Source organism: Halomonas sp. A3H3 (genome assembly GCF_000982975.1).
Classification (GTDB): Bacteria; Pseudomonadota; Gammaproteobacteria; order Pseudomonadales; family Halomonadaceae; genus Vreelandella; species Vreelandella titanicae.
Genome location: NZ_HG423343.1, coordinates 500,593 through 524,728 on the forward strand (window position 1 = coordinate 500,593; position 24,136 = coordinate 524,728).

Here is a 24,136-nt window from a genome sequence, read left to right on the forward strand (position 1 = left end):
CACAGCAACGGCAGGTAATAGGACAGCATGCGGCGGGCCGCCTCGGGTTCTTCGGGAATTTCAGCGTGCACGCAGATCAACTCGCCGCCGGGCTTTAGCGCGGCATGCAGTTTGGCTAGGCAGGCCGAAAGCTCGGGCACGAAATGCAGTACCGAAGAGCACCAAATCAGATCGTACCCTGTGCCGATGTCATCCCTCACCAGATCGCCACCCCGAGCCTCAAGACGCGATGCCAGGCCTGCTTCGGCAATATGTTGCGCCGCCACATCGGCGGCTTCGGGCAGCTCAAAGACCACGCCATGCATATATGGAAACGCCTTCGCCAGGGCGACAGCGACCAGCCCCGGGCCACCGCCTAGATCCAGCAGCCGCCAGGCTGATTCAGTCGCCCTCCGATATGCCACCAATTCACAGGCGGCAGGCGCCGTTACCGCCGCCTGCTCGCGTGCCAGATGGCCGCGCGCAGCCACGGCCCAGCGCTCACCGTTGGCCAGCGGTGCTGGCCGTTTTTCCCCGCGCAAGCCATTGGCTAGCCCGGCACCGAAATCGCGCAGTGAAGCAAGCCGAAAGCGCCAGGCATCACCACAGTCTAACGCTGAGGAAGATGTCAGATAGCGCCGCGCCACCTCGCTGCTGGCGTAGTGCCACTCACTCGCCGCATCACGGCTCCGGTCGAGCAGTTGCATGCTCCACAACAGCGTCAACCAGTGGCGCGTGGCTTCAGGCTGCCATGCGTGCATTTGCGCCAGGGCCTCGGGGGTGCAGGGTGACGCCAGCGTTTCAAATAGATCCTCTGCTAAGGCAAGCTGTAGAGCCTCGGCCTGTACAGCAGCCAGCGATAGATCCCAATAGGGTTGCAGCGCATGGGGAAGCGCCTCCACGGGCCGGTTCATAACGACACCCCCACACGCAAGCCAACCTCACGGGGCGGGCTGTACTCCCGTATCGTGCCGTTGAGCAAGCCCACTGCATCGTACTGTCGGTCAGTGGCGTTGTTCACATAGACCCCCAGTTGCCATGACCCCTGTTGATAGCCGCCGGCCAGATCCAGCAGGGCATGACCGGGGCGGCTAAAGCGGTTGGCCGCATCCAGGTAGGTCTTACTCATGCCACTCAGGTTGGCCTGGGCATACCAGCCCTGGGGTGAGTCGTAGCGCAGCCCCAACCGACCGCTGATATCGGGCGCAAAAGGGTTGTGGTGACCGGCGTGGTCACCGCTAAGATCGTTGAACTCGCGAAATCGGGTACGATTGAGGGCCAGGCCCGCCTGGAACGTCCAATGTCCGCCCAGCAGGTAGTCAATATCCAGCTCTACGCCCTGGGAGTTCGCCGCGGCAGCGTTGGTGATTTGCACACTACCGGGTTGAATAACTTGCTGGACTTGCATGTCGTCAATGATCATCCAGTAACTGGCTAACCCATAGCGGAGCCGTTGAGAAAACGCCGTTCCCTTGATTCCCAACTCGTAGGAAGCCACTTGCTCAGGTTCGTAGCCGGGATAGTCACTCTGAGCAGAGAAGGCGTTGAAACCACCGGCGCGAAGTCCTTCGGCATAGCGGGCATACAGCCAGTCGTCGTCACCCAAGCGGTACTGCAGGGCCAACTGCGAGGTAACATCACCCCAGCGCTCGCTGCGCTGCTCGGCTCCCTGGGGCGTCAACGCCACCCGGCTCTGCTCTAAGCGCAAGCCTGGTGTCAAGCGCCAGCGCTCGCCCAGCGGCAACGTCCACTGCCCGAACAGCGCGAGGTTCTCAGCTTCCAGCGTCGCCTCACTGCGCTGGGTGCCCATCGGGTTGCGTTGCTCGAACTTCAGTTGATGATCATCACGGTCACCGTACAGGCCCAGCACCCAACTGCTCTGCCCTTCATCGCCCTGACGCTCCAGACGCAGTTCCTGAGAGAAGGTGGTCAAACGCTGGTCGCGCCCGACGGCAAAGCGCTGAGCTGGCGTTAAGTCGGTATCCTGGGTAACGCGATCACGGATCTCCCGCCGCGCTGTGATGGATCGCAGGGTCAAATCAGGCGCTAAGGCATGACGCGCATCCAGGGAAATATCCCGCCCGCTGGAGCGGTTACTGCCGGGACTGGAGGATTCAATGCGACGCGTATCGTGACCGTTTGACCCGACAGGCCCCCAAGGAGCCGCACCGTCGCGGTAGTGTAACTGCCCATAGCGCAGAGTAACGTCCGTATCCGCGGTCGGGGTCCAGAGTAGACGTAGCCGCCCGCTCTTGCGCTTGCGGTCATCTGCCTCACCCGCACGCGCCAGGTTATCCACGAAGCCATTCTGCTGGCGCCACTCCCCGCTGACCCCAAAATAGAGCTGCTCGGGTACGAGTGCCTGAGCGGCATCGAGGCGTAGCGCGTTCAGGTCACGGCTGCCCAGCGTAGCCTCCAGTTCGGCATAGGGGCCTTCATCCGGCTGACGAGTATGCAGGCTGACCACGCCGGCCTCGGCATTGCGGCCATACAGCGTCGACTGGGGCCCGCGCAGCACCTCAACCCGTTCCACGCCCTGCAGGTTGTGATCAAACCCTTGGCCAGCCACGACGGGCACCCCATCCACCAGCATGAGTACTGATGAGGAGAAAGTGGTGGCACCTGAGGTCAGCCCACGCATTACCGGCAGAGCGGTACCCGACTGGCCAAAGGGCTGAAAACTCAACCCAGGCGCGTAGCGCGCCAAGTCGCCAATATTGGCAGCACCGGCATCCACCAGCGTCTCGCCGGAGATGACCACCAGGCTCGCTGGCACCTCTTGCTCAGTCTGCGCGACCTTGTTAGCCGTTACCTTCACCACAGGTAGTGCTTCCCCTTGAGCGATGCTGCCCACGCTGCATCCCCCCAGCAGAAGCACCACCGCTGCATTTCTTTTCAACCCCTTGCTCTGCATCGCCCACCCCCTTAGCGCTGTTTCTGGCTCCCCAACTAGCGCGGGAACATTCAAGGGAGTAGGCTAGCTATAAACGATAGCAATTATCATACTCATTCATATGCAAACCAATTCACTTCTTATGCGTAGCGATGCATCACCTCTCATTGACGACTCTCTGCAAGGCTCTCAATGCTGCGTGCTGGATGATGGCCTCTCGGTAGTGTTAACCCGCTACCGTGCTAAACAAGCGCTCGTCGAAGAGAGCCGCACACCCCATACGGGCGCAGGCGTGATTGTGACCTTTGGTCTACAAGGCCGCTCTGATTACCGAGAGCGCTGGGGGCCGCGCATCGATTTCGGCCACGGTCACACCACCGTAACCACCTTTGACCACAGCCAGGGGGAACGCCATATACCGGAAGGGGAAACAGTGCTTCAGTTACGCCTTGTCGCCAGCACCGGCTGGCTAGCGCGCTACCTGGGCGAGCGATATCAATCAGCACTCCCCGCCTCTGGGGGTATTCGACCGCTGGCTTTTCAGCCTACGTCGCCGGCCAGCCATGCACATTTGCAGGCGCTCCAGGTAAGCCTCCAAACAGGCAGCGCTCGGCTCCAGCAACACATTCACGCCTTGAGCTTATTGGGGGAACAACTCGAGACGCTGCTGCCGGATCCCAGCCCTACACGGAACATCGCCAGCGCAGACGCCGAGCGCATCGTCCAGGCCCGTGAGATCCTTCTCAACGAACTGGATCGCACCTTGACCCTGACCTATCTAGGAGCACGGGTGGGGCTAGGAGAGCAGAAGCTTAAGCAGGGGTTTCGCCGCATGTTTGGCACGACGCCTCAACACTTTCTTCATCAACAGCGCATGCGCCACGCACATACGCTGCTGGAGAGCGGTCAACAGGTTGCTCAGGCCGCCTACGCCACGGGTTATCGGCACCCAAGTAACTTTAGCGCAGCCTTCACGCGCTTCTTCGGTTACGCCCCTAAAGCCATTAAACAGCGCAAAAGTTGATAACAAGTATTGCGAGTGGTGATGCAGCTATCCGAGCGAGTCTCGGCATAATTGCACACTGTCGCGCGACACACTACAATAGATGAAAGCCAGTTAGGCATAAGCCGGTACGATGGATGATTAAAAGCATCAAACATAAGGGACTAAAGCTGTTTTTCGAGAAAGGAAGCACCAAGGGCGTCCGTGCCGATCATGTCGACCGTCTCCGTGATCGTCTGACCGTACTGGACGCAGCCACGAGTTTAGACGATATAGCTGCTGGCAACTGGGGCCTTCACCCTCTAACTGGAAAACTGGACGGCCAGTATGCCATCAAGGTATCGGGTAACTGGCGACTGTTCTTTGAGTTCCGAGACGGTAATGTTTACCTGCTGAACTATGACGATTATCACTGATGGGAGAAGAAACAATGGCCATGTGTAACCCCTCACACCCGGGTCGCATTATCCGGCAACGTCTGATTGAGGACGAAGACGGCCAAAAGATTGGCAGCGTGGCATCGGTCGCCGAACAGCTCGGTTGCCACCGCAATACCCTGAACCGGGTAATTAATGGCAGCGCCTCCGTCACACCTGAAATGGCATTGGCTCTAGAAAAATTGCATGCCGGAAGCGCCGAATTCTGGCTATCCATGCAAACCAATTATGACCTATTTCAGCTTCGCCATAACCAGGGCGCAGCTTAGCTAAGCGATACCGCGCTCCCCGCTAGTACCAATCTTCAACCGCCAGTTTTTTAATGCGTTTAAATTCCCCAGTATTGTGGGTGACTAATGTACCTTGGTTGGCGAGCGCGGTACCGGCTATCAGCGTATCGTAGGGGCCGATAGGGGTTCCCTGCTTTTCCAGGGTTGCGCGAATTTGCGCTGAGGCTTTGGCTTCGGGTGTGGAAAACTCAAGAATCTGTACAGCGTCGATCAGTTTGTCGAGCTGCATCACTCTCTTTTGGGGAGCAGCCGATTTTGCAATACCAAGTTCCAACTCGTACAACACAATCGCAGGTATGCCAATATCGGCGGGCTTTTTGGACAAGAGGTTATCGGCGACACTGCCCATGCCTTTGAAAAAGTAGATGAGCGTATTGGTATCAAGCACATACATCAAAGTGGTTCCCGCTGATTATCGGTGCCGGCTCCTGCCCGAATCTCCTCCAGGGACGGAAACTCATCCCAAGCCCCAGCCAGTTCGACCACCGCCTGTGGCCACTCATTAGCAACCTCTTCTTTGATCAGATTAGTAATCCATTTGCTCTTGGAGACATTCATCGACTTGGCCGCCGCCGTCATCTTCTTCTCGGTATCATCATCGATATAAATCGTAACTTGACCCATGACACACCTCTTGCCAGCAAGTATATGTTGAAATATATGTCCCTGTGATAAAAGCGTCAAGGCTGGCGGCGCAAGTGCTGGCAACTGGGTCTTCATTCTCTAACTGGAAAACTGGAACACCCCGCCATCGCCAGGGCATGGCTTAGACAAGCGATATCACTCGCCATAACTAATCATTCCAAGCGACTCACATCAATGACTATCCATTCACCCGGGCTACCGCATCGCGGCTGGCGGCTTCTCGCTGTTCGCCGGTAAGCTCTACCAACTGCCCCTGGCGCATTTCCAGCAGCCGGTCGGCCTGGTCGAAGTAGTGGTCATCGTGGCTGATCACCACCAGCGTCTTGCCCAGTGCCCGCAACTGCGGCAAGAGCTCGCGGTAAAAGACTCGGCGGAACTGCGGGTCTTGGTCGGCGGCCCATTCGTCAAGCAGCAATAGGTCGCGCTGCTCCGCAACGGCTAGCAGCATCGCCAGACGCTTGCGCTGGCCCTGGGAGAGGTTGACGTTGGTGATGCGATCGCCGTCGAAGTCGAGCTTACTGCGCATGCCCAGCGCGGCAAGCCACTCCTCCATTAGCGCGGGGTCGGGTGACTCGCCCGCAGGGCCCATCAAACGGTCAAAGAGATGCAGGTCGGTGTAAATGGCCGAGAAGTGTTGGCGATAGCGTGTCCAGTCTTCTTCCTGCAGCGGCCTGCCATCGACTCGAACGCAGCCGCTTTGGGGCTGGTAGAGCCCAGTCAGCAGCCTCGCCAAGGTGGATTTGCCACTGCCGTTACCGCCGATCAGAAACACCACCTCACCGCGCTTTAAAGTCAGATCGATAGGGCCGATAGCAAAGCCCGGCCGGGATTCCTCATCCGGGTAGCGATAGCTGACTTGCTCCAGGGTAAGCACTTGCCAATCGTGACGCAGCGCAGAGTGACCGAACGCCTCGCGGTGCTCGGCCAGGTCTAAACTGCTGATTTTTTCAAACGCCACTCGGGCGTTAATCAAGGTCGGAAAGGCGCCAATGGCCTGCATAAGCGGCGCACGCAGAAACAGTAGCGTGAGTGAAAAAGTAGTGGCTACCTGCACCGATGCCCAACCCAGTCCGTTGGCCAAAAAGAACGCTACGCCGATGGCGCCCAGCATCATAATGTTGAACCAGTTCACCGCGCTGAGATGATAGGTATCGCCAAGAATAAAATGACGCCGACACTCCTTTGCGTTAGGCGTATAGACATCGCGATACAGCCATTCGGCACGGTCACGGTTGAGTGCCAGCTCTTTGCGCCCCTCGATCACCGACTGGTAATCCGCGTAAAGACGATCCTGTATTTCGCGCAGTTTGGCCATATGCCCATAAACCCGCGCCACCAAGCGTATGCCAATTAAAATAGTCACGATCACCCAAAGCGCAGTGACACCCAGCATGGCAGGCGAAAGCCACGCCAGGTAAAGCGTGGCGCCGACTGTCAGCACCCCACCCTGCACCAGTTCCGGCAAGCGTATAAACGCAACGGTCACTGAACTCACATCGGTGGAGAGGCTCGCCAGCAGACGCACACTGCCAATCTGCTCAGCGCGTTCGATATTGGTATCCAGAATTCGCTTGATCAACTGGCCCCGCAGCCGGTAGACGAAATGGTGGCCCAGCGTGGTCAGCGCCAATTGTGATGTCAGGGTGATAACCAGTAGCAGCGCTATCAGACCCAGGAATTCGGGCAGGATGCGCCAGGGGTCGGTGAAGGTGCCCAGCAGCCGTTGATTGATAAAGGCGATGACACCAATGCCCAAGCCAGCGCTTGTCAGGCTAAGCAGTACCACGGCCACAAACGGCCAGCGATAATCACGCCATACAATCTTCAACAGCTCCATGACCACAACTCCCCGGCATTCTGTTTTCTTTAACAGCTAAAAGCGCTGGTGATTACAAACGCCGCAGCCCCCACATAAAGTAAGCACCACCAATCAGGGAGGCGACTAAGCCAGCGGGTATCTCATAGGGAAAGATAATCTGGCGCCCCACCCAGTCCGCCAGCACCATCAATAGCATGCCGATCAACGCAGCACCCAGCAGGTGCTGCCCTGCACGGGAGAAGCCGACCAAGCGCGCCATATGTGGCGCCAGCAGGCCAATAAACGAAAGCGGCCCCACTACCAGAGTGGCACAGGCGGTTAGCAGTGCCACCAGTAACAGCAACGCCAAGCGGGCACGGTTAAGCGTTACCCCAAGCGCCTTGGCCGTCGGCGCGCCTAAGGGCAAGATATCCAACCAGCGGGTGAAGGGCAGTGTGACCAGCGCCAATACAGCGGCAATCCCCCCTACCACCACCGCATTGGTGATATCCACGTAGTAGGTGGAGCCCGCCAGCCAGGCAATCACCTGCTGGCCACGAGGGTCGCCGCCCGCCAGCATCACGCTGCGCACTGCATCAAACAGCGCGCTGACCGCCACCCCGGTGAGCAGTAAACGCTCGGGGAGATAACCGCTCTTGCGGTTGATACCCACCAACACCAGCAGCGTCGCGAAAGCACCCAGGGTACCCACGCCAATCAGCATCATATTGGTGGGCGCAGGCAGCAGGAAAATCCCCAAAATCAGCGCAATGGCACAGCCACCACTGATACCCAGTACTTCGGGGCTGGCCATGGGGTTGGCGGAAAGGCGCTGGAGAATAGTCCCGGCAATCGCCAGCATCAACCCGCTGGCGGCTGCCGCCATCACCCGGGGCATACGCCACTGCATGACATTCCAGTTATTGGGCGCCAGCCAGTACCAGCCATCTACGCCCTGGCCAAACAGCAAGCCAAGTACCGTTGCCCCCAGCAACGCGAGTAGTAATCCGGTGACTAGACGTGACGGCGCTGGGTGACGGCGGGCGAAAACACCCGCCCCTTTCGGCGGCTGGTCGCCCTGCAGTTTCAGGCGTGGAATCAGCCACATTAACAGCGGTGCCCCCAGGGCACCGGTAATCGCCCCGGTAGGAATAAAGGCTGCCACCATGCCACCGAACTGCTGCAGCAGCAGATCCGTGGTGGCCAACAGCACGGCCCCTAGTAGCGTCGACCAGATTAGCCGCGGCCCTAAGCGGCGCGCACCAGCCATGCGCACGATATTGGGCGCTGCCAAGCCGATAAAACCGATGATGCCTACCACACTGACAATGCTGCCGGTAATAAATACTGCCAACCCCATCCCCGCAAAGCGTAGATAGGTCAGCGAGACTCCCAGGCTCTTGGCGCTGGCGTCGTCCAGCTCCAGCACTGCCAAGGGGCGCAGCAAAAACCACGCGGCCACGCAGCTAATCGCCAGCCGAGGCCAGAGAATTGCAACGCCGTCCCAACCGTTTTGCGCCAGCGAACCGGCACCCCAAATCAGCAGCCCTGAGAGCGCCTCGTGGTTAAACAGCAGCAGCGCCGTAGACAGCGCCCCCAGGTACAGATTGACCACCAAGCCTGCCAGCACCACCACGATCGGCGCCAGCCCGCGCCGCCACGAGAGCAGGAAAACTAACCCAACCGCCAGCGCGCCACCCAATAAGGCGACCCATTCGCGCCCGGCGACAAGCAGCCCCGGCGCCAGCAAGGTGGCGGTCATCAACGCCAGGTTAGCGCCCGATGCCACCCCCAGGGTGGTGGGCGAGGCCAACGGGTTGCGCAGCACCTGCTGCATAAGCACGCCTGCCAACCCCAAGCCGCCCCCGGCTAGCAGCGCGATCGAAAGGCGCGGCCACCAAGCGTAGTAAAGCAGTAGCTCGTCAACATTCTCAAAAGAGGGGGCCACTAATGCCTGCAGGCCCAGCGCGAAACCGCCTTGGCCCTCTAGGCCCACCCAAAACAGCACCACCATGGGCAGGCTAAGCAATAGGCAGGCTTTAGCAGGTGACATTCCCCCTATTCTTTGGGTAAATTGCGCGGCGCCTAACATAGCGAGCACCCTTTTGTGATAACCGGACAGTTCGCCAAAAGAGACGTGATAGGCAGCAGCGTCATTTTCTTAGCCTTACTATTTATGCAAACGAGTTTATGGAAATTAGCGATTGAATTACCAACAACGATTCTAAATGATAATAATTAGCACTACAATTGACTCCTTATATATAAAGGAGACATCACCATGGCAGCCAAACCGAGCTACCAGCTTTTCGATATCACCCTCGCCCGGCGTACCCAAGTCAGCGCCTCATTAGTCAGGTTCACCTTTACTGGCCCGGAAGTCAGTCAAATGGCGACCTACGCACCGGATCAGCGCGTCAAGCTATTCTTTCCCGAAGGCGGTGGCAGTCTCGACCCGCTGTTTGAAATTGCCAAGCTGGAAGAACACGACTGGTACGGCGCCTACCGCGCACTGCCGGATGCCCAAAGGCCCTCAGCGCGCACCTACACTATTCGCGCCCTCCGTCCGGAGCAGGCTGAGGTGGACGTTGAATTTGTACTCCACGGCGACAATGGCCCCGCATCGCGCTGGGCAATGCACGCCCGCCCAGGTGACCGACTAGCCATGACAGCCCCCGACGCTAACGCGGAAGGCCCAAAGTTGGGCTACGAGTGGAAGCCGCCCCAAGGCGTACGCCGTATTCTGATCATCGCCGATGAAACCGCCCTCCCCGCCGCCGCCGGCATTCTGGAAACCCTTGATGACCTACCGCTCAAACCCAAGGTCGAAGCGCTATTCGAAGTGCCTCGTGGCGACGACGTTCAGCCTCTGCCCCAGGCCGCCAAGCTGCGCTGGCTGGCACGTGACGCTGAGTCCGGCTGCCAACATGGTGAGCTACTAATGAGAGCAGTACGCGATATTGATTTACATAGGGAAATTCAAGCGCTAGGCGGCACACCTGCTAACACCACGACCAGCGCCACTACCGGCGCCACGACCAACGACGAAAGCGACGATGAGAACGGCCCGCTCTGGGAACCCGCCACCCTAGATGACAACGCGCCTTTCTACGCCTGGATCGCCGCTGAAACCAAGGTCGCCATGAAGCTACGTCGCTACTTAGTCAACGAGTGTGGGCTCCCCAAGCAGTACGTTACCAGCATGGGCTACTGGCGCCTGGGCAAGGCCAATGGTTAAAGGAACGGCAAACAACACGGCGTTAAACAGTGATCTCACAAGCAAGCCAGTTCGAACGCCTATTGGCTGGCGAGACAGCCCCAACTGCTATGGGCGGATCAGCCGTGTACTGCACTGGTTGACCGCCGCGCTGGTCACGCTGCAATTTTCCGTGTTGCTGGCCTGGAGAGGAATGGGCGAAAACGCTATCACGCTGTTCTTGGCGAGCATCGGGCCTCACGGCTCATTAGGATTTATGATTCTGATCGTGACGCTGGCTCGCCTTGGCTGGGCATGGATAAATCGCAAGCAACGCCCGCCCCACACGCCAGGGCTAGGTGGGCGCTTGGCGCGCTTTGTCCATATCACCTTTTATGGGCTACTAATGTGGTTGCCCGCTTTCGCTATTTTGCGCCAGTATGGCCGCGGCGGGGCGCTACGCTTTTATGGCATGGAGCTGCTGCCCGAAGCGGAACGCGATATCACCTGGATGATCGCCCCAGCCGAGCTTCTTCACGGCCCGCTCTCGTGGCTGCTATGTGGATTAGTCATCGGCCACATCATGATGGCGCTGACTCACCGCTTCTGGCTTAAAGACCGAGTACTGGCGCGTATGGTGGGGTCAAGTGGCCGGTGAAGCGCTGAAACCAGCACACCGCTTTCGAGTAGCGCACAGCGCTCCTACTCATCCCCTCGCCAGCGGCTGCGTGGTTGGCTGGGGTGGCAAGCTCGGCCTAAGGTCAGGCATAATCCAACGAATCGCAATCCAACTGTTCAAGGCTCCCTAGTTCCCCCTGTGGGCTTGGACATAGATGGCTATTCATCGAGCATGATTTGATCGCATGGACTACGACTACCTCGCCAGTCTACGTAAATACCATCCCGCTTGGCGGCTGCTGCTGGCCGACCACGCGCCGCTGATCATTGCCTTCGTGCATCGCAGTTTTATCGAGCCCAATGTGCGCAGCCTGCCGGAGCAGGAGCTGGCGGCAAGGCTGGAAGACTATCTGTTCCACCTTCGCCAGGGGCTGGGCGAAGGGCACTTCCCAAAGCCCGCGCGGGAGTATCTGAATGACTGGGCCAGCGATGAGCGCGGCTGGCTGCGGCGTTATTTTCCCGCCGACTCGGACGAGCCGCATTACGACCTGATACCTGCCGTCGAGCAAGCCATTCAGTGGCTGGCTGGGCTTGAGCAGCGCACCTTCGTGGGGGCGGAGTCACGGCTAAAGCTGGTCTTCGACCTGCTGCGTGACATCTCCCAGAACAGCGAAACGGATCCCGAGACGCGTATCGCGGAACTGAGCCGCCGCCGCGCCGCCATTGACGCAGAAATTGAGGAGATTCGCACCGGCCATATGGCGTTTATGGATCCCACGCGGCTACGCGAGCGCTTTCTTCAGGCCACCGACACGGCTCAAGCGTTACTGGCCGACTTCCGCCAGGTGGAGCAGAATTTTCGCGACCTGGATCGCCAGGTACGCGAGCGGATCGCCACCTGGGAGGGCGGTAAGGCCGCGATACTGGAGGAGGTACTGGGCCAGCGTAATGCCATTACAGACTCCGACCAGGGCCGCAGTTTTCGTGCCTTCTGGGACTTCCTGATGTCCGCCGACCGCCAGCAGGAGCTCACCGAACTGCTGGAGTCGATCCTGTCGCTGGAGCCGGTCGCTGAGCTGAATCCTGACCCGAGGCTGCGCCGCATCCACTACGACTGGCTAACCGCCGGAGAAGCGACCCAGCGCACCGTGGCCCGGCTTTCCGAACAGCTGCGACGCTATCTGGACGACCAAGCTTGGCTGGAAAATCGGCGTATCATGGATCTGCTGCATGGGCTGGAACAGCACGCCTTGGCGGTGCGCGAGAACCTGCCAACCACCCCTTTCATGACCGTGGAGGCACCCGCCCCCGACGTCCAGTTGCCCATGGATCGGCCGCTGTTCAGCCCTCCCATCAAGCCGCATATCGAGCAGGCGCCGCTCGAGGAGGGAGCCGCGAACATCGCCGCCGACCCACTGTTCGAACAGGTCTACGTGGACAAGGAGCGGCTGCGGGCCCGGCTACGCCAGGCGCTGCAGACCCAGCGCCAGATCAGCCTGGAGTCCCTGCTGCAGCGGCATCCACTGGAGCAGGGACTGGCAGAACTGGTGACCTGGCTGAGCCTGGCCACCGGGGAGGAACTGGGTCTCATCGATGAAACACAGGAGCAGGTCGTGTATTGGACCGATGACCAGGGCCAGCAGCGCCGCGCCACCCTGCCCGCGGTGATCTTCGTTAGTGGCCATCAGGGAGCCCGCCCATGAGCGATACCGGCACCCCACCCAACGAGCGCGAACCGGCGCTGTCTCCGGTGTTGATCCTGCTGTTCAAAGGCGTCCTCTACCGCGATGACCAGGCCGGAGCGTGGCAGGATCTATTGCGACTCCAGGCGCAAGTACGCGACCATGCCGGTGTGTTCGGGCTGGAGCTGATCCTGGACGAAGCCGAGGGCTACGCCTATTTGCGCCAGCGCCCGACCGAGGAGGGCGAGGAGGAGCTGCCGCGCCTGGTACCACGCCGCCAGCTCAGCTACCCGGTCAGCCTGCTGTTGGCACTGCTGCGCAAGAAGCTGGCCGAGCAAGACGCCACCGGCGGCGATCCGCGGCTGATCCTCTCCCGCGAGCAGATCGCCGACATGATGCGTCTGTTCCTGCCTGAAACGGGGGATGAAGTGCGCCTGATGAACCGCATGGACAGCCATATCAAGCGGGTAGTGGAACTGGGCTTCCTGCGCCGACTACGCGGCCAGGAGGAGCGCTTCGAGGTGCGCCGCATTCTCGCCGCCTTCGTCGACGCCCAGTGGCTCGCCGAGTTCGACCAACTCCTAGCAGACTACCGCCAGCACCTGGATAACGACGATGACGGATAATCCGCAGAACGCGCTGTTCGACTTCGCCAGCGACGACTCGCACACCGGGTTTCGGCTCCAGCGCCTGGAGGTCTACAACTGGGGCACCTTTCATCAGCGGGTCTGGCACTTGACACCGAATGGCGAGACCAGCCTGCTCACCGGCGACATCGGCTCCGGCAAGTCGACGCTGGTGGACGCCATCACCACCCTGCTGGTACCCGCCCAGCGCATCACCTACAACAAGGCCGCCGGCGCCGAACAGCGCGAGCGTAGCCTGCGCTCCTACGTGCTTGGCTACTACAAGACGGAGCGCAGCGACGGCGCCCTGGCCGCCAAGCCCGTTGCCCTGCGCGACTTCAATAGCTACTCGGTGATTCTCGCGCAGTTCTACCATGCCGGCTACGACCAGCACGTCACCCTGGCCCAGCTGTTCTGGCTCCGCGACAGCCAAGGACAGCCCGCTCGCAGCTATGTGGTCGCCGACCGGCCACTGACCATCACCGAAGACTTCGCCAACTTCGGCAGCGACCTCAACGCGCTGCGCAAGCGCCTGCGCCAGTTGCCCCAGGTGGAGCTCTTCGACCACTTCCCACCCTATGGGGCGGCGTTCCGCCGACGCTTCGGTCTCGACAGCGAGCAGGCACTGGAGCTGTTCAACCAGACGGTCTCGATGAAATCGGTCGGCAATCTCACCGAGTTCGTGCGCGGGCATATGCTGGCAGCCTTCGCGGTGGAGGAGCGCATCGACGCGCTGATCCGCCACTTCGAGGACCTTGACCGCGCCCACCAGGCGGTGCTCAAGGCGAAGGCGCAGATCGATGCCCTACAGCCGATGGTCGACAACCTGGACCGCTACGCCGAGGCCAGCGACCAGGCCCGGGAGTTCACCGCCTGCCGCGAGGCGCTGCAACCCTGGTTCGCCGGAATCAAGGCGCAACTGCTGGAGCAGCGGCGGGAGAAGCTGGAGCGGGAGCTGGAACGGCTGGCCTCGCGTATCGAGGCGCTGGTGAGCGAGCAACAGCACAACCAGGCCAAGCGCGACGAGCTGAAACAGGCCATTGCCAACAACGGCGGCGACCGCCTGGAGCAACTCAAGCGACAGATCAAGGATCAAGGCGAGCGGGCCGATGAGCGCCGCCGGCGGGCCGAGGAGTATCAAGCGCTTACCCAGCGCCTGGCGCTGGACGCACTGGGCGACGAGGCGGTGTTTGTGGAAAACCGCCAGCGGGTGGAACAAGCCCTCGAGACCCTGGAGGACCGCAAGGCCGAGGCCCAGAACGCGGTAACCGAGGCGGCGGTCGCCTTCCGCGATGGCCGCGAGGGTGTCGAGGAGGTCGAGCGCGAGCTGGACTCCCTGCGCCAGCGTCGCTCCAACATCCCTGCCGCCATACTGGCACTGCGTGAGCGACTGTGCGAGAGCACTGGGCTGCCAGTGGAGTCGCTGCCCTTTGCCGGTGAGTTGATCCAGGTGCGTGATGAAGAGCGCGACTGGGAGGGCGCCATCGAGCGCGTGCTGCACAATTTCGGTCTGTCTCTGCTGGTGCCGGATGCACACTATCAGGAGGTCGCCGAGTGGGTGGACCGCACCCACCTGCGTGGACGCCTGGTCTACTACCGGGTGCGCGAGCCGAAAGGCGCCGGCCTGCCGCAGCTGCACCCGGACTCCCTCGTGCGCAAGCTCGCCGTACGGCCAGACTCGGATTTCTACGCCTGGTTGGAGCAGGAGCTCGCCCGCCGCTTCGACTACGCCTGCTGTCGCGACCTGGCGCAATTGCGCCGCGAGCAACGCGCCATCACCCGTAGCGGCCAGATCAAGGCCAAAGGCGAGCGCCACGAGAAGGACGACCGCCACGCCATCAATGACCGTGCCCGCTATGTGCTGGGCTGGAGCAACGAGGCCAAGATCGCCGCCCTGGAGCAGCAGCAGTATCAGCTGCAGCAGCGGCTACAGCAACTGGCCGACACCCTGAGCCAGGCCCAAGAGACCCAGAAGCAACTGGAAACCCTCGGCACCCTGCTCCATCGGATCGATGTCTACCGCCATTTTCAGGAGCTTGACTGGCATACCCCGACGCTGCTCATCCAGCGTCTCGAGGAGGAGCGCCGGTCGCTCGAGGCAACTTCAGATACGCTGCGCCTGCTCCAGCAGCAGCTCGGCGACTTGGAAGCGGAGCTCAAGGAGCAGGACACGCGCCTGACCGGGCTGCGCGACGAACGCGCCACTGCACGGCTCAAGTACGATCAGGCCGGTGACGCCCAGGCCGAAGCCGAAGCCTTGGTGGAGCGTACCGCAGCCTCGGTGCGCGAGAGCGATTTCCCCCGCCTGGATGCGCTACGCCCCGAGGCCCTGCCCGAGCGACGCCTGACAGTGGAGTCCTGCGACAATGCCGAGCGGGAGATGCGCACCTGGCTTCAGGGGCGCATCGACGCCGAGGAGAAACGCCTCAAGCGCCTGGGCGAACGCATCATCGACGCCATGCGCAGCTACCACACCGAGTGGCCACTGGAGACCCGCGAGGTGGATGTCAGCATCGCCTCCGGCGACGAGTACCGCGGCATGCTCAAGCAGCTGGTCGGTGACGACCTGCCGCGCTTCGAAGCCGACTTCCGCAAGCTGCTCAAGGAGAACACCATCCGCGAGGTGGCCGGCTTCCAGGCCAAACTCAACCAGGAGCGCGAGCTAATCCGCGAGCGCATCGACACCATCAACCGCTCACTGCATGGCATCGACTACAACCCCAACCGCTACATCCGCCTGCAGGCCGAACCGACCCCGGATCTCGAGGTACGCGAGTTCCGCGAGTCGCTGCGCGCCTGCACCGAAGGGGCGCTAACCGGTTCGGAAACCGAGGAGTACTCCGAAGCCAAATTCCTGCAGGTCAAAGCTATTATCGAGCGCCTGCGCGGGCGGGAAGGCCAGACCGAGCTCGACAAGCGATGGACACGGAAGGTCACCGATGTGCGCAACTGGTTCGTCTTCTCCGCCTCGGAACGCTGGCGAGAGGACGACGCCGAGCACGAGCACTATACCGATGCCGGAGGCAAATCCGGTGGCCAGAAGGAAAAGCTCGCCTACACGGTGCTGGCCGCCAGCCTGGCCTACCAGTTCGGCCTTGAAACGGGCGGGCAGAGCTCACGTTCATTCCGCTTCGTGGTCATTGATGAAGCCTTCGGCCGCGGCTCCGACGAATCCGCCCGCTACGGCCTCGAGCTATTCCAGAGGCTCAATCTGCAGCTGCTGATCATCACCCCGCTGCAGAAAATCCATATCATCGAGCCCTTTGTGGCCAACGTGGGCTATGTGCACAACGACGGCGGTCAGCACTCCATGGTGCGCAACCTCAGCATCGAGGAGTATCGCGCCGAGCGTGCCGCCCGCAGCATGATAAGCGCGTCATGAGCTGGAGTACCCCCGTCACCATCCGAGCGCAGGTGGAAAAGGCCTGGGGCAGCGGCAGCCTTCTCGCCGCCCGGGTGTCCGGCGAATCGCCATTCCCCCTGGAGATCCGCCTGCGCCGCCCCGGCGCCCGGGACATCACCGAGCGCTTCGGCGCGGTGATGGACTGGGTGAACGCGCTGCGGGAGCAGAGCCGCGAGAAACGCGGCTACGGCTATGATCTGCGCTGGCTGCAGGTCAACAACCGGGTCCACGGCAGTAACGCCATTCCGGTGGCAGCAGTGATCCCCGATGAGGGCCAGGCGCTGCGCCTGATTGGCCGCCAACAGGATGCCCAGCGCTTCCAGGCCCTGGCCGACACCCTGCTCCACCACCACCCCGAGCTGCGGGATTGGGTAGCGCGCCGCCCCCTCAGCGTGCTACGCCACGCCGACGACTGGCCTCAGCTACTGGCCGTGCTGGCGTGGTTTCTGGCCAATCCGCGGCCGAGGCTCTACCTGCGCCAGCTGGATATTTCCGGCGTCGACACCAAGTTCATCGAAACTCGCCGGAACCTGCTCGCCGAGCTGCTGGATGTGGTGCTACCGGCGACCGCCATCCAGCGCGATGCCAGCGGCGTCAAGGGCTTCACACGTCGCTATGGCCTGCGCACGGAAGCACCACAGATCCGCTTCCGCCTGCTCGATCCCGCGCTGTCCCTTCAGGGCCTGCGCGACATCGCGGTTCCGCCGGAGGAGTTCGCCGGACTGAGTCTACCGCTGCAGCACGTGTTCATCACCGAGAATCGCATCAATGGCCTGGCCTTCCCCGATACCCCTGCCAGCCTGGTGATCTTCGGACTGGGCTATGGCCTGGAGCGGCTGATAGAGATTCCCTGGCTGCACGATACCGCCATCTGGTACTGGGGCGACATCGATACCCACGGCTTCGGCATCCTCAACCGCCTGCGTGCCGGCCTGCCCCATGCCCGCTCCCTGTTGATGGACCGTCCCACCCTGATAAACCACCAGCCCCTATGGGGTCAGGAGCCCAAGGACAAGCGCTACATCGGCCAGCCAACCCGGCTTACCGCCATGGAGCAGGCACTGCTCAAGGAACTGCGCACAGACCGCTTGGGGGAGCGGGTGCGGCTGGAGCAGGAGCGTATCGCCTTCAGCGCCGTCGAACGTGCGGTCGCGGCGACCGAGAGTGTGACATAAGGGCGTTGATGCGCACCGCTATCGCATGACCTAACGCTGCATCGACTATCGGTAACGAGCGAGCGGAAGCAGGGAAACCTGGGTATTGATCCACGTAGAAGTCCAGGGTGAACCAGAAGACACCTTTGCCGAACGGCTGTATACTTATCATTACCGCTTGCGGGATCGTTACCGTGTAGATGTGGTCAGTATGGCGGTGCTGGCGGATTTACGAGAGGGCTTCCGGCCCAGGAGGCTTTATTACCAGCGCTGGGGCTGTGAGCTAGCGTTTACCTTCCCCCCCCTTGATCCATCGCAGGGACGAAGCAAATGGAACATGACCTTTAGCTTGCCTTCACCCCGCCGCGTGAAGAGGGGTGACCTGAGCGCGTGGACGCTGTGACGCTTGCCATAGCTCATACTTGAGCTGCATTTCCAGCCACATTTCGGCGCTGGTACCCAATGCTTGCTCAAGCCTCAGTGCCATGTCGGCAGAAATACCGGCATTACCGTTCAGAATCCGCGATAGCGCAGTACGCGTCACGCCAAGCTGCTGGGCCGCCTGGGTAACAGAGATATCGCCAATGTACTCGCGCAAAACAGTGCCAGGATGCGCGGGATTATGCATACGATTCATGCGACCTCCTAGTGATAGTCTTGATAATCAACGAGGATGGCATCCTCGCCTTCGAAAGCGAAGGTGAGCCGCCAGTTCCCGTTGACAGTGATAGACCAGTGCCCTTTCAGCTTGTGAGACAATGGATGCAGCCTCCAACCCGGTGCATTCATATCCTCAGGGCCCTTTGCACTGTCCAGCGCGGTTAGCTGGATTTGCAACTTGGTCGCGTGCTTGGCCTGAATACCGGAAGTTGAGCCGGTTTCGAAGAACTTGCGCAGGCCTTTGTGTCGAAAGTTCTTGATCATATGCGCAGTGTATAGCCACGCTACACGTCTATCAACTATGTAGCCTCAGCCGTCTTTAACACCTCCTCCGTACCATCCGGCTGCTCTGGCGCCAACAGCTTGCCACTCTCTAGCCGCACCAATCGATCTGCGAGGTGGAAATAGCGGTCATCGTGGGTGATGACCAGCACCGCTTTGCCCATGCGTTTTAGCTCGGGCAACACCTCGCAGTAAAACACCTCTTTGAATAACGGATCCTGATCCGCCGCCCACTCGTCAAACACCAAGAAGGGCCGATCCTCAAGGTAGGCAACCACCAGCGCCAGACGCTTACGCTGCCCCTGGGAGAGTGCTTGGGTGGTGAACGCACCGTTTTCAACCCGCACCTTGTGCTGCAGGTGCAACTTGGCCAGCAGGCGGTTGCCTTCCTCGTCCAGACCATCACGCGGTGCCTCTAACAGGCGTTCAAAGAGATGGAAGTCCGAGAACACCACCGAGAAGAGCTGCCGGTAGGCATCCCAGCCATCCGCTTCGACCCGCTCGCCATTGAGCAATACCTCGCCACCTTCCGGCGGGTAAAGCCCCACCACTACTTTGGCCAGCGTGGTCTTACCGCTACCGTTGCCCCCCACCAGAAACACCACTTCCCCCGGCGTAAAGCTCAGATTAATCGGCCCCAACTCAAAGAAGTCATCGCTCTGCTCGTGGTAGTACTGATGGGTGACGTCGCGCAACTCAAGATGCTGCAAAGCAGGCACCTGGGTAGTCTGGGTAGTCGCTTGTCTCTCCTGCCCCTGGGGCATCTCTCGTGTGATGTCATCAATTCGGCTAGCGGCTACCCGCGCCATATTGATCCGCGGAATATTGATCAGCAATCCTTCAAGGGGGGTCACCATAAACACAAACACCAGGGCAAATCCGGTCATTACCTGGGTTTGATTAGGCCCATCGCCCGCCAACACAAACAATACCAGACCGATAAAGGCGTACATCAGGAACTGCCCCCAACTGGTCGAGATCACGAACAGCGACATGCCATAGGTGCGCAGCCGCCGCACGCCTTCAACCGACTCCCCCAGTATCTGATCCATAAAGACCCGGCTCTTGCGCTGGTGTAGGCGTAGCTCTTTTGCACCATCGGTCAGCGCGCGGAAATGACCAAACAATCGATCCTGCTCTGACGAGGCATCCTGGAGGTAGTGAATAGCGCGTAAGTGCACCAAGTGGTAACCGACAGCACCCAGCCCAATCACCCCAAGTGCAAATAAAAACACCTGCCATGAAAGCATTGCCAGGTAGCCCAAGCACCCCACCACGATGACCGTATTGGTCAAAATCACCGGCAAGCTAACGAACAGTACCGCCACATTGTTGCTGTGCTCGGTGAGCGCCGACTGGATCCGCGCACTGCCCACACGCTCGAACTGAGCAAAGGGGGTCTCGGCCACACACTGGGCGACAAAACTGCGTAACTCGGCCAGAGCACGCTGCCCCAACCGCTCAAACAGCGCCGTCGACACCATCCGACAGACCATTAGGGCCACAGCGATACCCGCGAAGGCCCAGGCCGCACTGGCGCGGCTGGCAGAGTCGCTGGTTAACGCCGCATTAATTTGGGCAATCAGCAGCACGCTGAAAAGCCCCGAGAGAATACTGGCCAGCGCAGCGGCGGTCATCAACCCGCGGGTTCGACGAATCAGATAGGAAAGCACATTCACCTCATTGGAAAGCGATTGGAAAAAAGCTATTGGAAAGCGGCATCTACCCATAAGACGAACCAGCGCCACAAAAAGTTAGCCATCTTTTATGTAAACATGCCTCATTCTCATTCGTCTTTAGGTAGAGAAGTCAGTACGCCGCCCTTCGGTGGGGGTGATTTTTTATTGCTGTTTTTTGATTCGTTTTTTCGATAGGAGCTTAGCGGTGTCCAGTTCTGTCCAGACACAACCACAGGTACACGTACCCTCTGAAAGCTACGCGGTGGCCTCGCTGCTCTCACGCCCAGAGGGGTGCACCTATCAAGTTTCCTATGAGGTAACCACGCAAACACTTTATGTGGAAGGACATCAAGAGCGTCTTGAGTGGTTGCTAGTAGACGATAACAGCACCTTGATGCTGCAGTGGTCACAGCGTTCAGCACCACCTTTCCCGGCATTGCTTGCCGCTATCGAAGGGGCTTTTGCCTTTTACCCGGCCAGTGTTGCGCTACGCCTTCAGCTACCTAGTGTTTTGCACGCCAACCTGTGTGCCGCCGGCATCGCGGTTCAAGAAAGCCATGGGGAGCTCTGGGTCTATGCCGAGTTAATTTGGCAGTTACCCACACTTTGGCTTAACTCGCCACCCACGCGCCCTTACCCGCAGCAGCCCATATTGGAGAATGGAAAACGACACCCACGCCGCCCGCCGCGCCCCAGTGGCACGGTCTATCAGCGTCATATTGCCTGGCTGGATGCCACCTTAAGCTTTCGAGTGCTTGACCTGGAACTTGATCTGGAGCGCTTCAACCGCTGGATGAACGACCCGGTCGTCGCCCATTTCTGGGAAGAGCGGGGTGATTTGGAACAGCATCGCGAGCGGCTAGAAAGCACGCTCCAGAACCCCAGCGTTGTGCCATTGATCGGCTGTATCGACGGTGAGCCCTTCGGTTATTTCGAGACCTACTGGGCCAAGGAGGATCGCATCGGCGCTTATTACGATACCAGTGACTTTGACCGTGGCTGGCACGTACTCATAGGCGAAGCCGCTTTTGGCGGGCGGCCTTATGTCGCCGCTTGGCTGCCCTCTATCTCTCACTACCTGTTCCTGGACGACTGCCGCACCCAGCGCTTGGTGATTGAACCCCGCGTGGATAACGCCAAGATGCTGCGCAACCTTGCCCAGTGCGGTTATGCCCATGTAAAGGCGTTCGATTTCCCCCATAAGCGGGCCATGCTCGGCATGCAGCTACGCGAACACTTTTTCAACGAGCGCTGCTGGGTTCCGCAGCCCTCGCACCCTGGGTCAGCCCCACGACCCGATCCACGCTTCACCCCATAGACACATCAGCCACGAGGACTCTTATGCATATTCACGATTTGATCGGCATCGGCTTCGGCCCCTCCAATATTGCCCTGGCCATAGCTCTCGACGAACAGCGCCAGGCAGGGCAAGCGAAGGATGCCTTGTTTATTGAGCGCCAGCCCTGCTTTGCTTGGCACCCGCATATGCTGCTGGAAAATGCCCATATGCAGATCTCTTTTCTCAAAGATCTGGTCACGCCGCGTAACCCAGGGAGCCGTTTCAGCTTCCTCAATTACCTCCACAGCAAAGGCCGCCTGCAGGACTTTATCAACCTGCAGACCTTCTTCCCCAGCCGCCACGAGTTCAATGACTACCTAAGCTGGACTGCCAGCCACTTTGAACACCAGTGCACCTATGGAGAGGATGTGTTTGAAGTGCTGCCCGAAACTGACAACGACGAGGTCGCCTACCTCCGCGTGCGTTCACGGAATGAGAGCGGCGCGGTGCAGGAAAGGCTCACCCGTTCATTGGTAATTAGCGTGGGTGGTGCGCCCAATGTGCCTGAATGCTTCGCCGGGCTAAAAGACGACCCACGGGTCTTCCACTCCAGCCACTACCTCCGGGAGTTGGCGAAGCAAGACGCCCCCAAACGCATCGCGGTGATCGGTGCGGGCCAGAGCGCCGCTGAAATATTCCTTGATCTGCACGGTCGTGAAGGCGTTCAAGTGGATCTTATTAGCCGGGCATGGGCCTTTAAACCCTCCGACGATAGCCCCTTCGTCAACGAGATTTTCAATCCCGAATACACCGACTACGTGTTCAACAACCCCACCGGCCAGCGGGAAGCACTGCTGCAGGAGTACAAAAGCACCAACTACTCAGCCCCTGACTTGGCGCTGATTCAGGAGATTTACGATGTGTTCTATCAGCAAAAAGTAACCGGCCAGGCCCGCCACCGCTTCCGTCGCCGCCATGAGGTTACCGGCAGTGAAGCAGGCCCTGAAGGCGTTGAGCTAAACGTGCGTGATTTGGAGACTGGCCATACGGATATCACCCGCTACGACGCAGTAGTGTTAGCCACAGGCTATGTACGCGACACCCATAAACAGCTACTGGCCCCCGTCGCGGACTACCTGCCTGAGTTTGCTGTCAATCGCCACTATCAGCTCTACACCAAGCCTGAGTTCAAACCGGCTATTTTCCTGCAAGGCAGCTGCGAACCCACCCATGGTTTAAGCGACACCCTGCTATCGATTTTGGCGGCAAGGACAAGTGAGATTTGTGATGCACTAGATCAGACAACTGCCTTATATGCCCCTTCTCCCTGTAAGCAGGAGGTTACTATATCCTAGTTTTCATCAACTCACTTCCATAAATCATACCAGTGGTCAGGCCACTTCTTGGCCACTGGGCGTCGCAACTAGATGCTGTTCTTGAATACCGTTTCGGTTGAAGCACAGGCACTAAGTCAGCATGACTGATGAGCCTTAAAACTAACATCTACTATTCGAAAACATGGATAAAACATGTCTAAACTAAAACTAGCTTATATCCTGTCACTGAGAAATGCTGCAGCCGATAAAGCAGGGCAATACATTGAGTATAAGGGGGAGAAACAGTACATGATGTCCCCTCTTGAGTATCTGGTGACATCCCTCAACGAAACTCCGCTAGGCGATGCCTACTCTCTGGAAACTGTGATTTATGATGACGATGAAGGCTCAATAAAAGATCAAGAGAAGCTCAAAGACTATGGCTTCTGTCGTCAACTAGGAAAGCCGTGGATCTTGCCACAAGAACTCTTTGTGAAGGGATCACACATTGACGATCTTTTCTGCTCTATACCATCCACTTACCGACGCTTACCAACCGACTCGCCCGATAGACTCCCTGCGAAATCGACTTTTGAAAAAAGCTTGCTAGAAAAGTTAGTGGCAGTCGGAGCAGATGTCGTCGTACTTGATGGCCTATTAGTCATTCTAGACGAGCTCATCCGCCCCCAGAGCCCTTTTTATCGCAAGATCGTCAATATCCATCCTGGGCTTACGCGCCAAGACTCCCCATATCAAAGGCGGGGTGCCTCGGCAACATTTGATGCACTGTACGGGGCTCAAGGAAAAAAAGTTATCAACTGGCAGACAATGGAGACCGAAAGCGTTCCTACTATCAACAAGACTGGTGCCTCACTCCATTATGTGGACAGTGGAATTGATTCTGGCGAAGTCATCTACGACCTATTGGAAACTCATATCGAACCAGATGACTCCATCATTGAATTACGGTGGCGAAACTTTAATAAAAGCCTCTTTCCCGCGCTTCACGAGGGGCTGGAAGCTCTAAAAAACGACATCACGGCTTCCTCAACGTGCTGAATTAATTGAATAGCCGCAGCACTAAATCAGGCAACGACACTTCGTGCTCCCTTACCTGTGAGCACGAAGTCATCGCACCATAATCTTAAGCCAATCCTCAATTTTGGTTTGAATTCAGGATTACCCCCTCCCGGATG

General features: G+C 59.4%; 21 protein-coding genes. 12 read left to right on the forward strand and 9 right to left on the reverse strand.

The window, feature by feature from the left end:
• Both HALA3H3_RS02190 and HALA3H3_RS02195 read right to left on the reverse strand, forming a co-directional pair.
• A partial coding sequence (locus tag HALA3H3_RS02190) for a class I SAM-dependent methyltransferase (protein WP_053856863.1) occupies positions 1 to 893 on the reverse strand: 893 nt, incomplete at its 3' end.
• Positions 890 to 2,893: a TonB-dependent receptor gene (locus HALA3H3_RS02195; protein ID WP_022522146.1), complete on the reverse strand. Its 2,004-nt coding sequence runs from the start codon at positions 2,891 to 2,893 to the stop codon at positions 890 to 892. The genes HALA3H3_RS02190 and HALA3H3_RS02195, both read right to left, overlap by 4 nt.
• Positions 2,894 to 2,993: 100 nt before the next feature.
• Here HALA3H3_RS02195 and HALA3H3_RS02200 point away from each other — a divergent pair, with 100 nt between their 5' ends.
• From HALA3H3_RS02200 to HALA3H3_RS02210, 3 genes are all read left to right on the forward strand, one after another.
• Positions 2,994 to 3,896 carry a helix-turn-helix domain-containing protein gene (locus HALA3H3_RS02200; protein ID WP_053856864.1) on the forward strand — a complete coding sequence of 301 codons (903 nt, stop codon included), beginning with the start codon at positions 2,994 to 2,996 and terminating at the stop codon, positions 3,894 to 3,896.
• Positions 3,897 to 4,012: 116 nt separating this feature from the next.
• Complete coding sequence (locus tag HALA3H3_RS02205; protein WP_022522148.1) at positions 4,013 to 4,291, forward strand: type II toxin-antitoxin system RelE/ParE family toxin; 279 nt, start codon at positions 4,013 to 4,015, stop codon at positions 4,289 to 4,291.
• A gap of 14 nt (positions 4,292 to 4,305) precedes the next feature.
• On the forward strand, positions 4,306 to 4,581 hold the full coding sequence (locus HALA3H3_RS02210) for a HigA family addiction module antitoxin (protein WP_053856865.1): 276 nt from the start codon (positions 4,306 to 4,308) through the stop codon (positions 4,579 to 4,581).
• A gap of 22 nt (positions 4,582 to 4,603) precedes the next feature.
• On the opposite strand, the gene HALA3H3_RS02215 is transcribed toward HALA3H3_RS02210, so the two are convergent.
• From HALA3H3_RS02215 to fhuB, 4 genes are all read right to left on the reverse strand, one after another.
• Entirely contained in the window at positions 4,604 to 4,996 is a 393-nt protein-coding gene (locus HALA3H3_RS02215) for a type II toxin-antitoxin system VapC family toxin (protein WP_022522150.1), read from the reverse strand.
• Positions 4,996 to 5,226 carry a hypothetical protein gene (locus HALA3H3_RS02220; protein ID WP_022522151.1) on the reverse strand — a complete coding sequence of 77 codons (231 nt, stop codon included), beginning with the start codon at positions 5,224 to 5,226 and terminating at the stop codon, positions 4,996 to 4,998. The genes HALA3H3_RS02215 and HALA3H3_RS02220 overlap by 1 nt, the downstream gene beginning before the upstream one ends.
• Before the next feature lie 199 nt (positions 5,227 to 5,425).
• On the reverse strand, positions 5,426 to 7,084 hold the full coding sequence (locus HALA3H3_RS02225) for a multidrug ABC transporter permease/ATP-binding protein (protein ID WP_022522152.1): 1,659 nt from the start codon (positions 7,082 to 7,084) through the stop codon (positions 5,426 to 5,428).
• 52 nt (positions 7,085 to 7,136) lie between these two features.
• Entirely contained in the window at positions 7,137 to 9,137 is a 2,001-nt protein-coding gene (fhuB, locus tag HALA3H3_RS02230) for a Fe(3+)-hydroxamate ABC transporter permease FhuB (protein WP_022522153.1), read from the reverse strand.
• A gap of 189 nt (positions 9,138 to 9,326) precedes the next feature.
• On the opposite strand from fhuB, the gene HALA3H3_RS02235 reads away from it, so the two are divergent.
• The 6 genes from HALA3H3_RS02235 to HALA3H3_RS02260 all read left to right on the forward strand — a co-directional run bounded on the left by HALA3H3_RS02235 (position 9,327) and on the right by HALA3H3_RS02260 (position 17,745).
• Entirely contained in the window at positions 9,327 to 10,283 is a 957-nt protein-coding gene (locus HALA3H3_RS02235) for a siderophore-interacting protein (RefSeq protein WP_022522154.1), read from the forward strand.
• Positions 10,276 to 10,899, forward strand: coding sequence for a cytochrome b (locus HALA3H3_RS02240; protein WP_022522155.1), 624 nt, complete (start codon positions 10,276 to 10,278; stop codon positions 10,897 to 10,899). The genes HALA3H3_RS02235 and HALA3H3_RS02240 overlap by 8 nt, the downstream gene beginning before the upstream one ends.
• Before the next feature lie 205 nt (positions 10,900 to 11,104).
• Entirely contained in the window at positions 11,105 to 12,562 is a 1,458-nt protein-coding gene (locus HALA3H3_RS02245; protein ID WP_022522156.1) for a DUF3375 domain-containing protein, read from the forward strand.
• Complete coding sequence (locus HALA3H3_RS02250; protein WP_022522157.1) at positions 12,559 to 13,167, forward strand: DUF4194 domain-containing protein; 609 nt, start codon at positions 12,559 to 12,561, stop codon at positions 13,165 to 13,167. The genes HALA3H3_RS02245 and HALA3H3_RS02250 overlap by 4 nt, the downstream gene beginning before the upstream one ends.
• The gene (locus tag HALA3H3_RS02255; RefSeq protein WP_022522158.1) at positions 13,157 to 16,549 is read left to right on the forward strand and encodes an ATP-binding protein; all 3,393 of its coding nucleotides are present in this window, start codon (positions 13,157 to 13,159) and stop codon (positions 16,547 to 16,549) included. Before HALA3H3_RS02250 ends, HALA3H3_RS02255 begins: the two co-directional genes overlap by 11 nt.
• Positions 16,546 to 17,745, forward strand: a complete 1,200-nt coding sequence (locus HALA3H3_RS02260; protein ID WP_022522159.1) for a DUF3322 domain-containing protein — start codon at positions 16,546 to 16,548, stop codon at positions 17,743 to 17,745. The genes HALA3H3_RS02255 and HALA3H3_RS02260 overlap by 4 nt, the downstream gene beginning before the upstream one ends.
• A 334-nt stretch (positions 17,746 to 18,079) precedes the next feature.
• On the opposite strand, the gene HALA3H3_RS02265 is transcribed toward HALA3H3_RS02260, so the two are convergent.
• Genes HALA3H3_RS02265 through HALA3H3_RS02275 form a run of 3 tightly spaced genes read right to left on the reverse strand, consistent with a single transcriptional unit; the run spans position 18,080 to position 20,339 of the window.
• A complete protein-coding gene (locus HALA3H3_RS02265; protein WP_022522160.1) occupies positions 18,080 to 18,361 on the reverse strand; it encodes a HigA family addiction module antitoxin in 282 nt (93 codons plus the stop codon).
• An 8-nt stretch (positions 18,362 to 18,369) separates the two neighbouring features.
• Positions 18,370 to 18,648 (reverse strand): type II toxin-antitoxin system RelE/ParE family toxin, encoded by a 279-nt coding sequence (locus tag HALA3H3_RS02270; protein WP_022522161.1) that lies wholly within the window; start codon positions 18,646 to 18,648, stop codon positions 18,370 to 18,372.
• 35 nt (positions 18,649 to 18,683) lie between these two features.
• Positions 18,684 to 20,339 (reverse strand): cyclic peptide export ABC transporter, encoded by a 1,656-nt coding sequence (locus HALA3H3_RS02275; protein WP_022522162.1) that lies wholly within the window; start codon positions 20,337 to 20,339, stop codon positions 18,684 to 18,686.
• Positions 20,340 to 20,550: 211 nt separating this feature from the next.
• Between HALA3H3_RS02275 and HALA3H3_RS02280 the strand changes: the two genes are divergently transcribed.
• From HALA3H3_RS02280 to HALA3H3_RS02290, 3 genes are all read left to right on the forward strand, one after another.
• On the forward strand, positions 20,551 to 21,663 hold the full coding sequence (locus HALA3H3_RS02280) for a GNAT family N-acetyltransferase (RefSeq protein WP_022522163.1): 1,113 nt from the start codon (positions 20,551 to 20,553) through the stop codon (positions 21,661 to 21,663).
• Between the two features lie 23 nt (positions 21,664 to 21,686).
• Positions 21,687 to 22,979, forward strand: a complete 1,293-nt coding sequence (locus HALA3H3_RS02285) for a lysine N(6)-hydroxylase/L-ornithine N(5)-oxygenase family protein (protein ID WP_022522164.1) — start codon at positions 21,687 to 21,689, stop codon at positions 22,977 to 22,979.
• A 174-nt stretch (positions 22,980 to 23,153) separates the two neighbouring features.
• Positions 23,154 to 23,999, forward strand: a complete 846-nt coding sequence (locus HALA3H3_RS02290) for a formyltransferase family protein (protein WP_022522165.1) — start codon at positions 23,154 to 23,156, stop codon at positions 23,997 to 23,999.
• Positions 24,000 to 24,136: the final 137 nt, after the last annotated feature.

What these genes read in the sequence shown, in the direction of transcription:
- HALA3H3_RS02195 (WP_022522146.1), bottom strand. Translation starts at nt 2,893, where the DNA reads ATGCAGAGCAAGGGGTTGAAAAGAAATGCAGCGGTGGTGCTTCTGCTG.
- HALA3H3_RS02200 (WP_053856864.1), top strand. Translation starts at nt 2,994, where the DNA reads ATGCAAACCAATTCACTTCTTATGCGTAGCGATGCATCACCTCTCATT.
- HALA3H3_RS02205 (WP_022522148.1), top strand. Translation starts at nt 4,013, where the DNA reads ATGATTAAAAGCATCAAACATAAGGGACTAAAGCTGTTTTTCGAGAAA.
- HALA3H3_RS02210 (WP_053856865.1), top strand. Translation starts at nt 4,306, where the DNA reads ATGGCCATGTGTAACCCCTCACACCCGGGTCGCATTATCCGGCAACGT.
- HALA3H3_RS02215 (WP_022522150.1), bottom strand. Translation starts at nt 4,996, where the DNA reads ATGTATGTGCTTGATACCAATACGCTCATCTACTTTTTCAAAGGCATG.
- HALA3H3_RS02220 (WP_022522151.1), bottom strand. Translation starts at nt 5,226, where the DNA reads ATGGGTCAAGTTACGATTTATATCGATGATGATACCGAGAAGAAGATG.
- HALA3H3_RS02225 (WP_022522152.1), bottom strand. Translation starts at nt 7,084, where the DNA reads ATGGAGCTGTTGAAGATTGTATGGCGTGATTATCGCTGGCCGTTTGTG.
- fhuB (WP_022522153.1), bottom strand. Translation starts at nt 9,137, where the DNA reads ATGTTAGGCGCCGCGCAATTTACCCAAAGAATAGGGGGAATGTCACCT.
- HALA3H3_RS02235 (WP_022522154.1), top strand. Translation starts at nt 9,327, where the DNA reads ATGGCAGCCAAACCGAGCTACCAGCTTTTCGATATCACCCTCGCCCGG.
- HALA3H3_RS02240 (WP_022522155.1), top strand. Translation starts at nt 10,276, where the DNA reads ATGGTTAAAGGAACGGCAAACAACACGGCGTTAAACAGTGATCTCACA.
- HALA3H3_RS02245 (WP_022522156.1), top strand. Translation starts at nt 11,105, where the DNA reads ATGGACTACGACTACCTCGCCAGTCTACGTAAATACCATCCCGCTTGG.
- HALA3H3_RS02250 (WP_022522157.1), top strand. Translation starts at nt 12,559, where the DNA reads ATGAGCGATACCGGCACCCCACCCAACGAGCGCGAACCGGCGCTGTCT.
- HALA3H3_RS02255 (WP_022522158.1), top strand. Translation starts at nt 13,157, where the DNA reads ATGACGGATAATCCGCAGAACGCGCTGTTCGACTTCGCCAGCGACGAC.
- HALA3H3_RS02260 (WP_022522159.1), top strand. Translation starts at nt 16,546, where the DNA reads ATGAGCTGGAGTACCCCCGTCACCATCCGAGCGCAGGTGGAAAAGGCC.
- HALA3H3_RS02265 (WP_022522160.1), bottom strand. Translation starts at nt 18,361, where the DNA reads ATGAATCGTATGCATAATCCCGCGCATCCTGGCACTGTTTTGCGCGAG.
- HALA3H3_RS02270 (WP_022522161.1), bottom strand. Translation starts at nt 18,648, where the DNA reads ATGATCAAGAACTTTCGACACAAAGGCCTGCGCAAGTTCTTCGAAACC.
- HALA3H3_RS02285 (WP_022522164.1), top strand. Translation starts at nt 21,687, where the DNA reads ATGCATATTCACGATTTGATCGGCATCGGCTTCGGCCCCTCCAATATT.
- HALA3H3_RS02290 (WP_022522165.1), top strand. Translation starts at nt 23,154, where the DNA reads ATGTCTAAACTAAAACTAGCTTATATCCTGTCACTGAGAAATGCTGCA.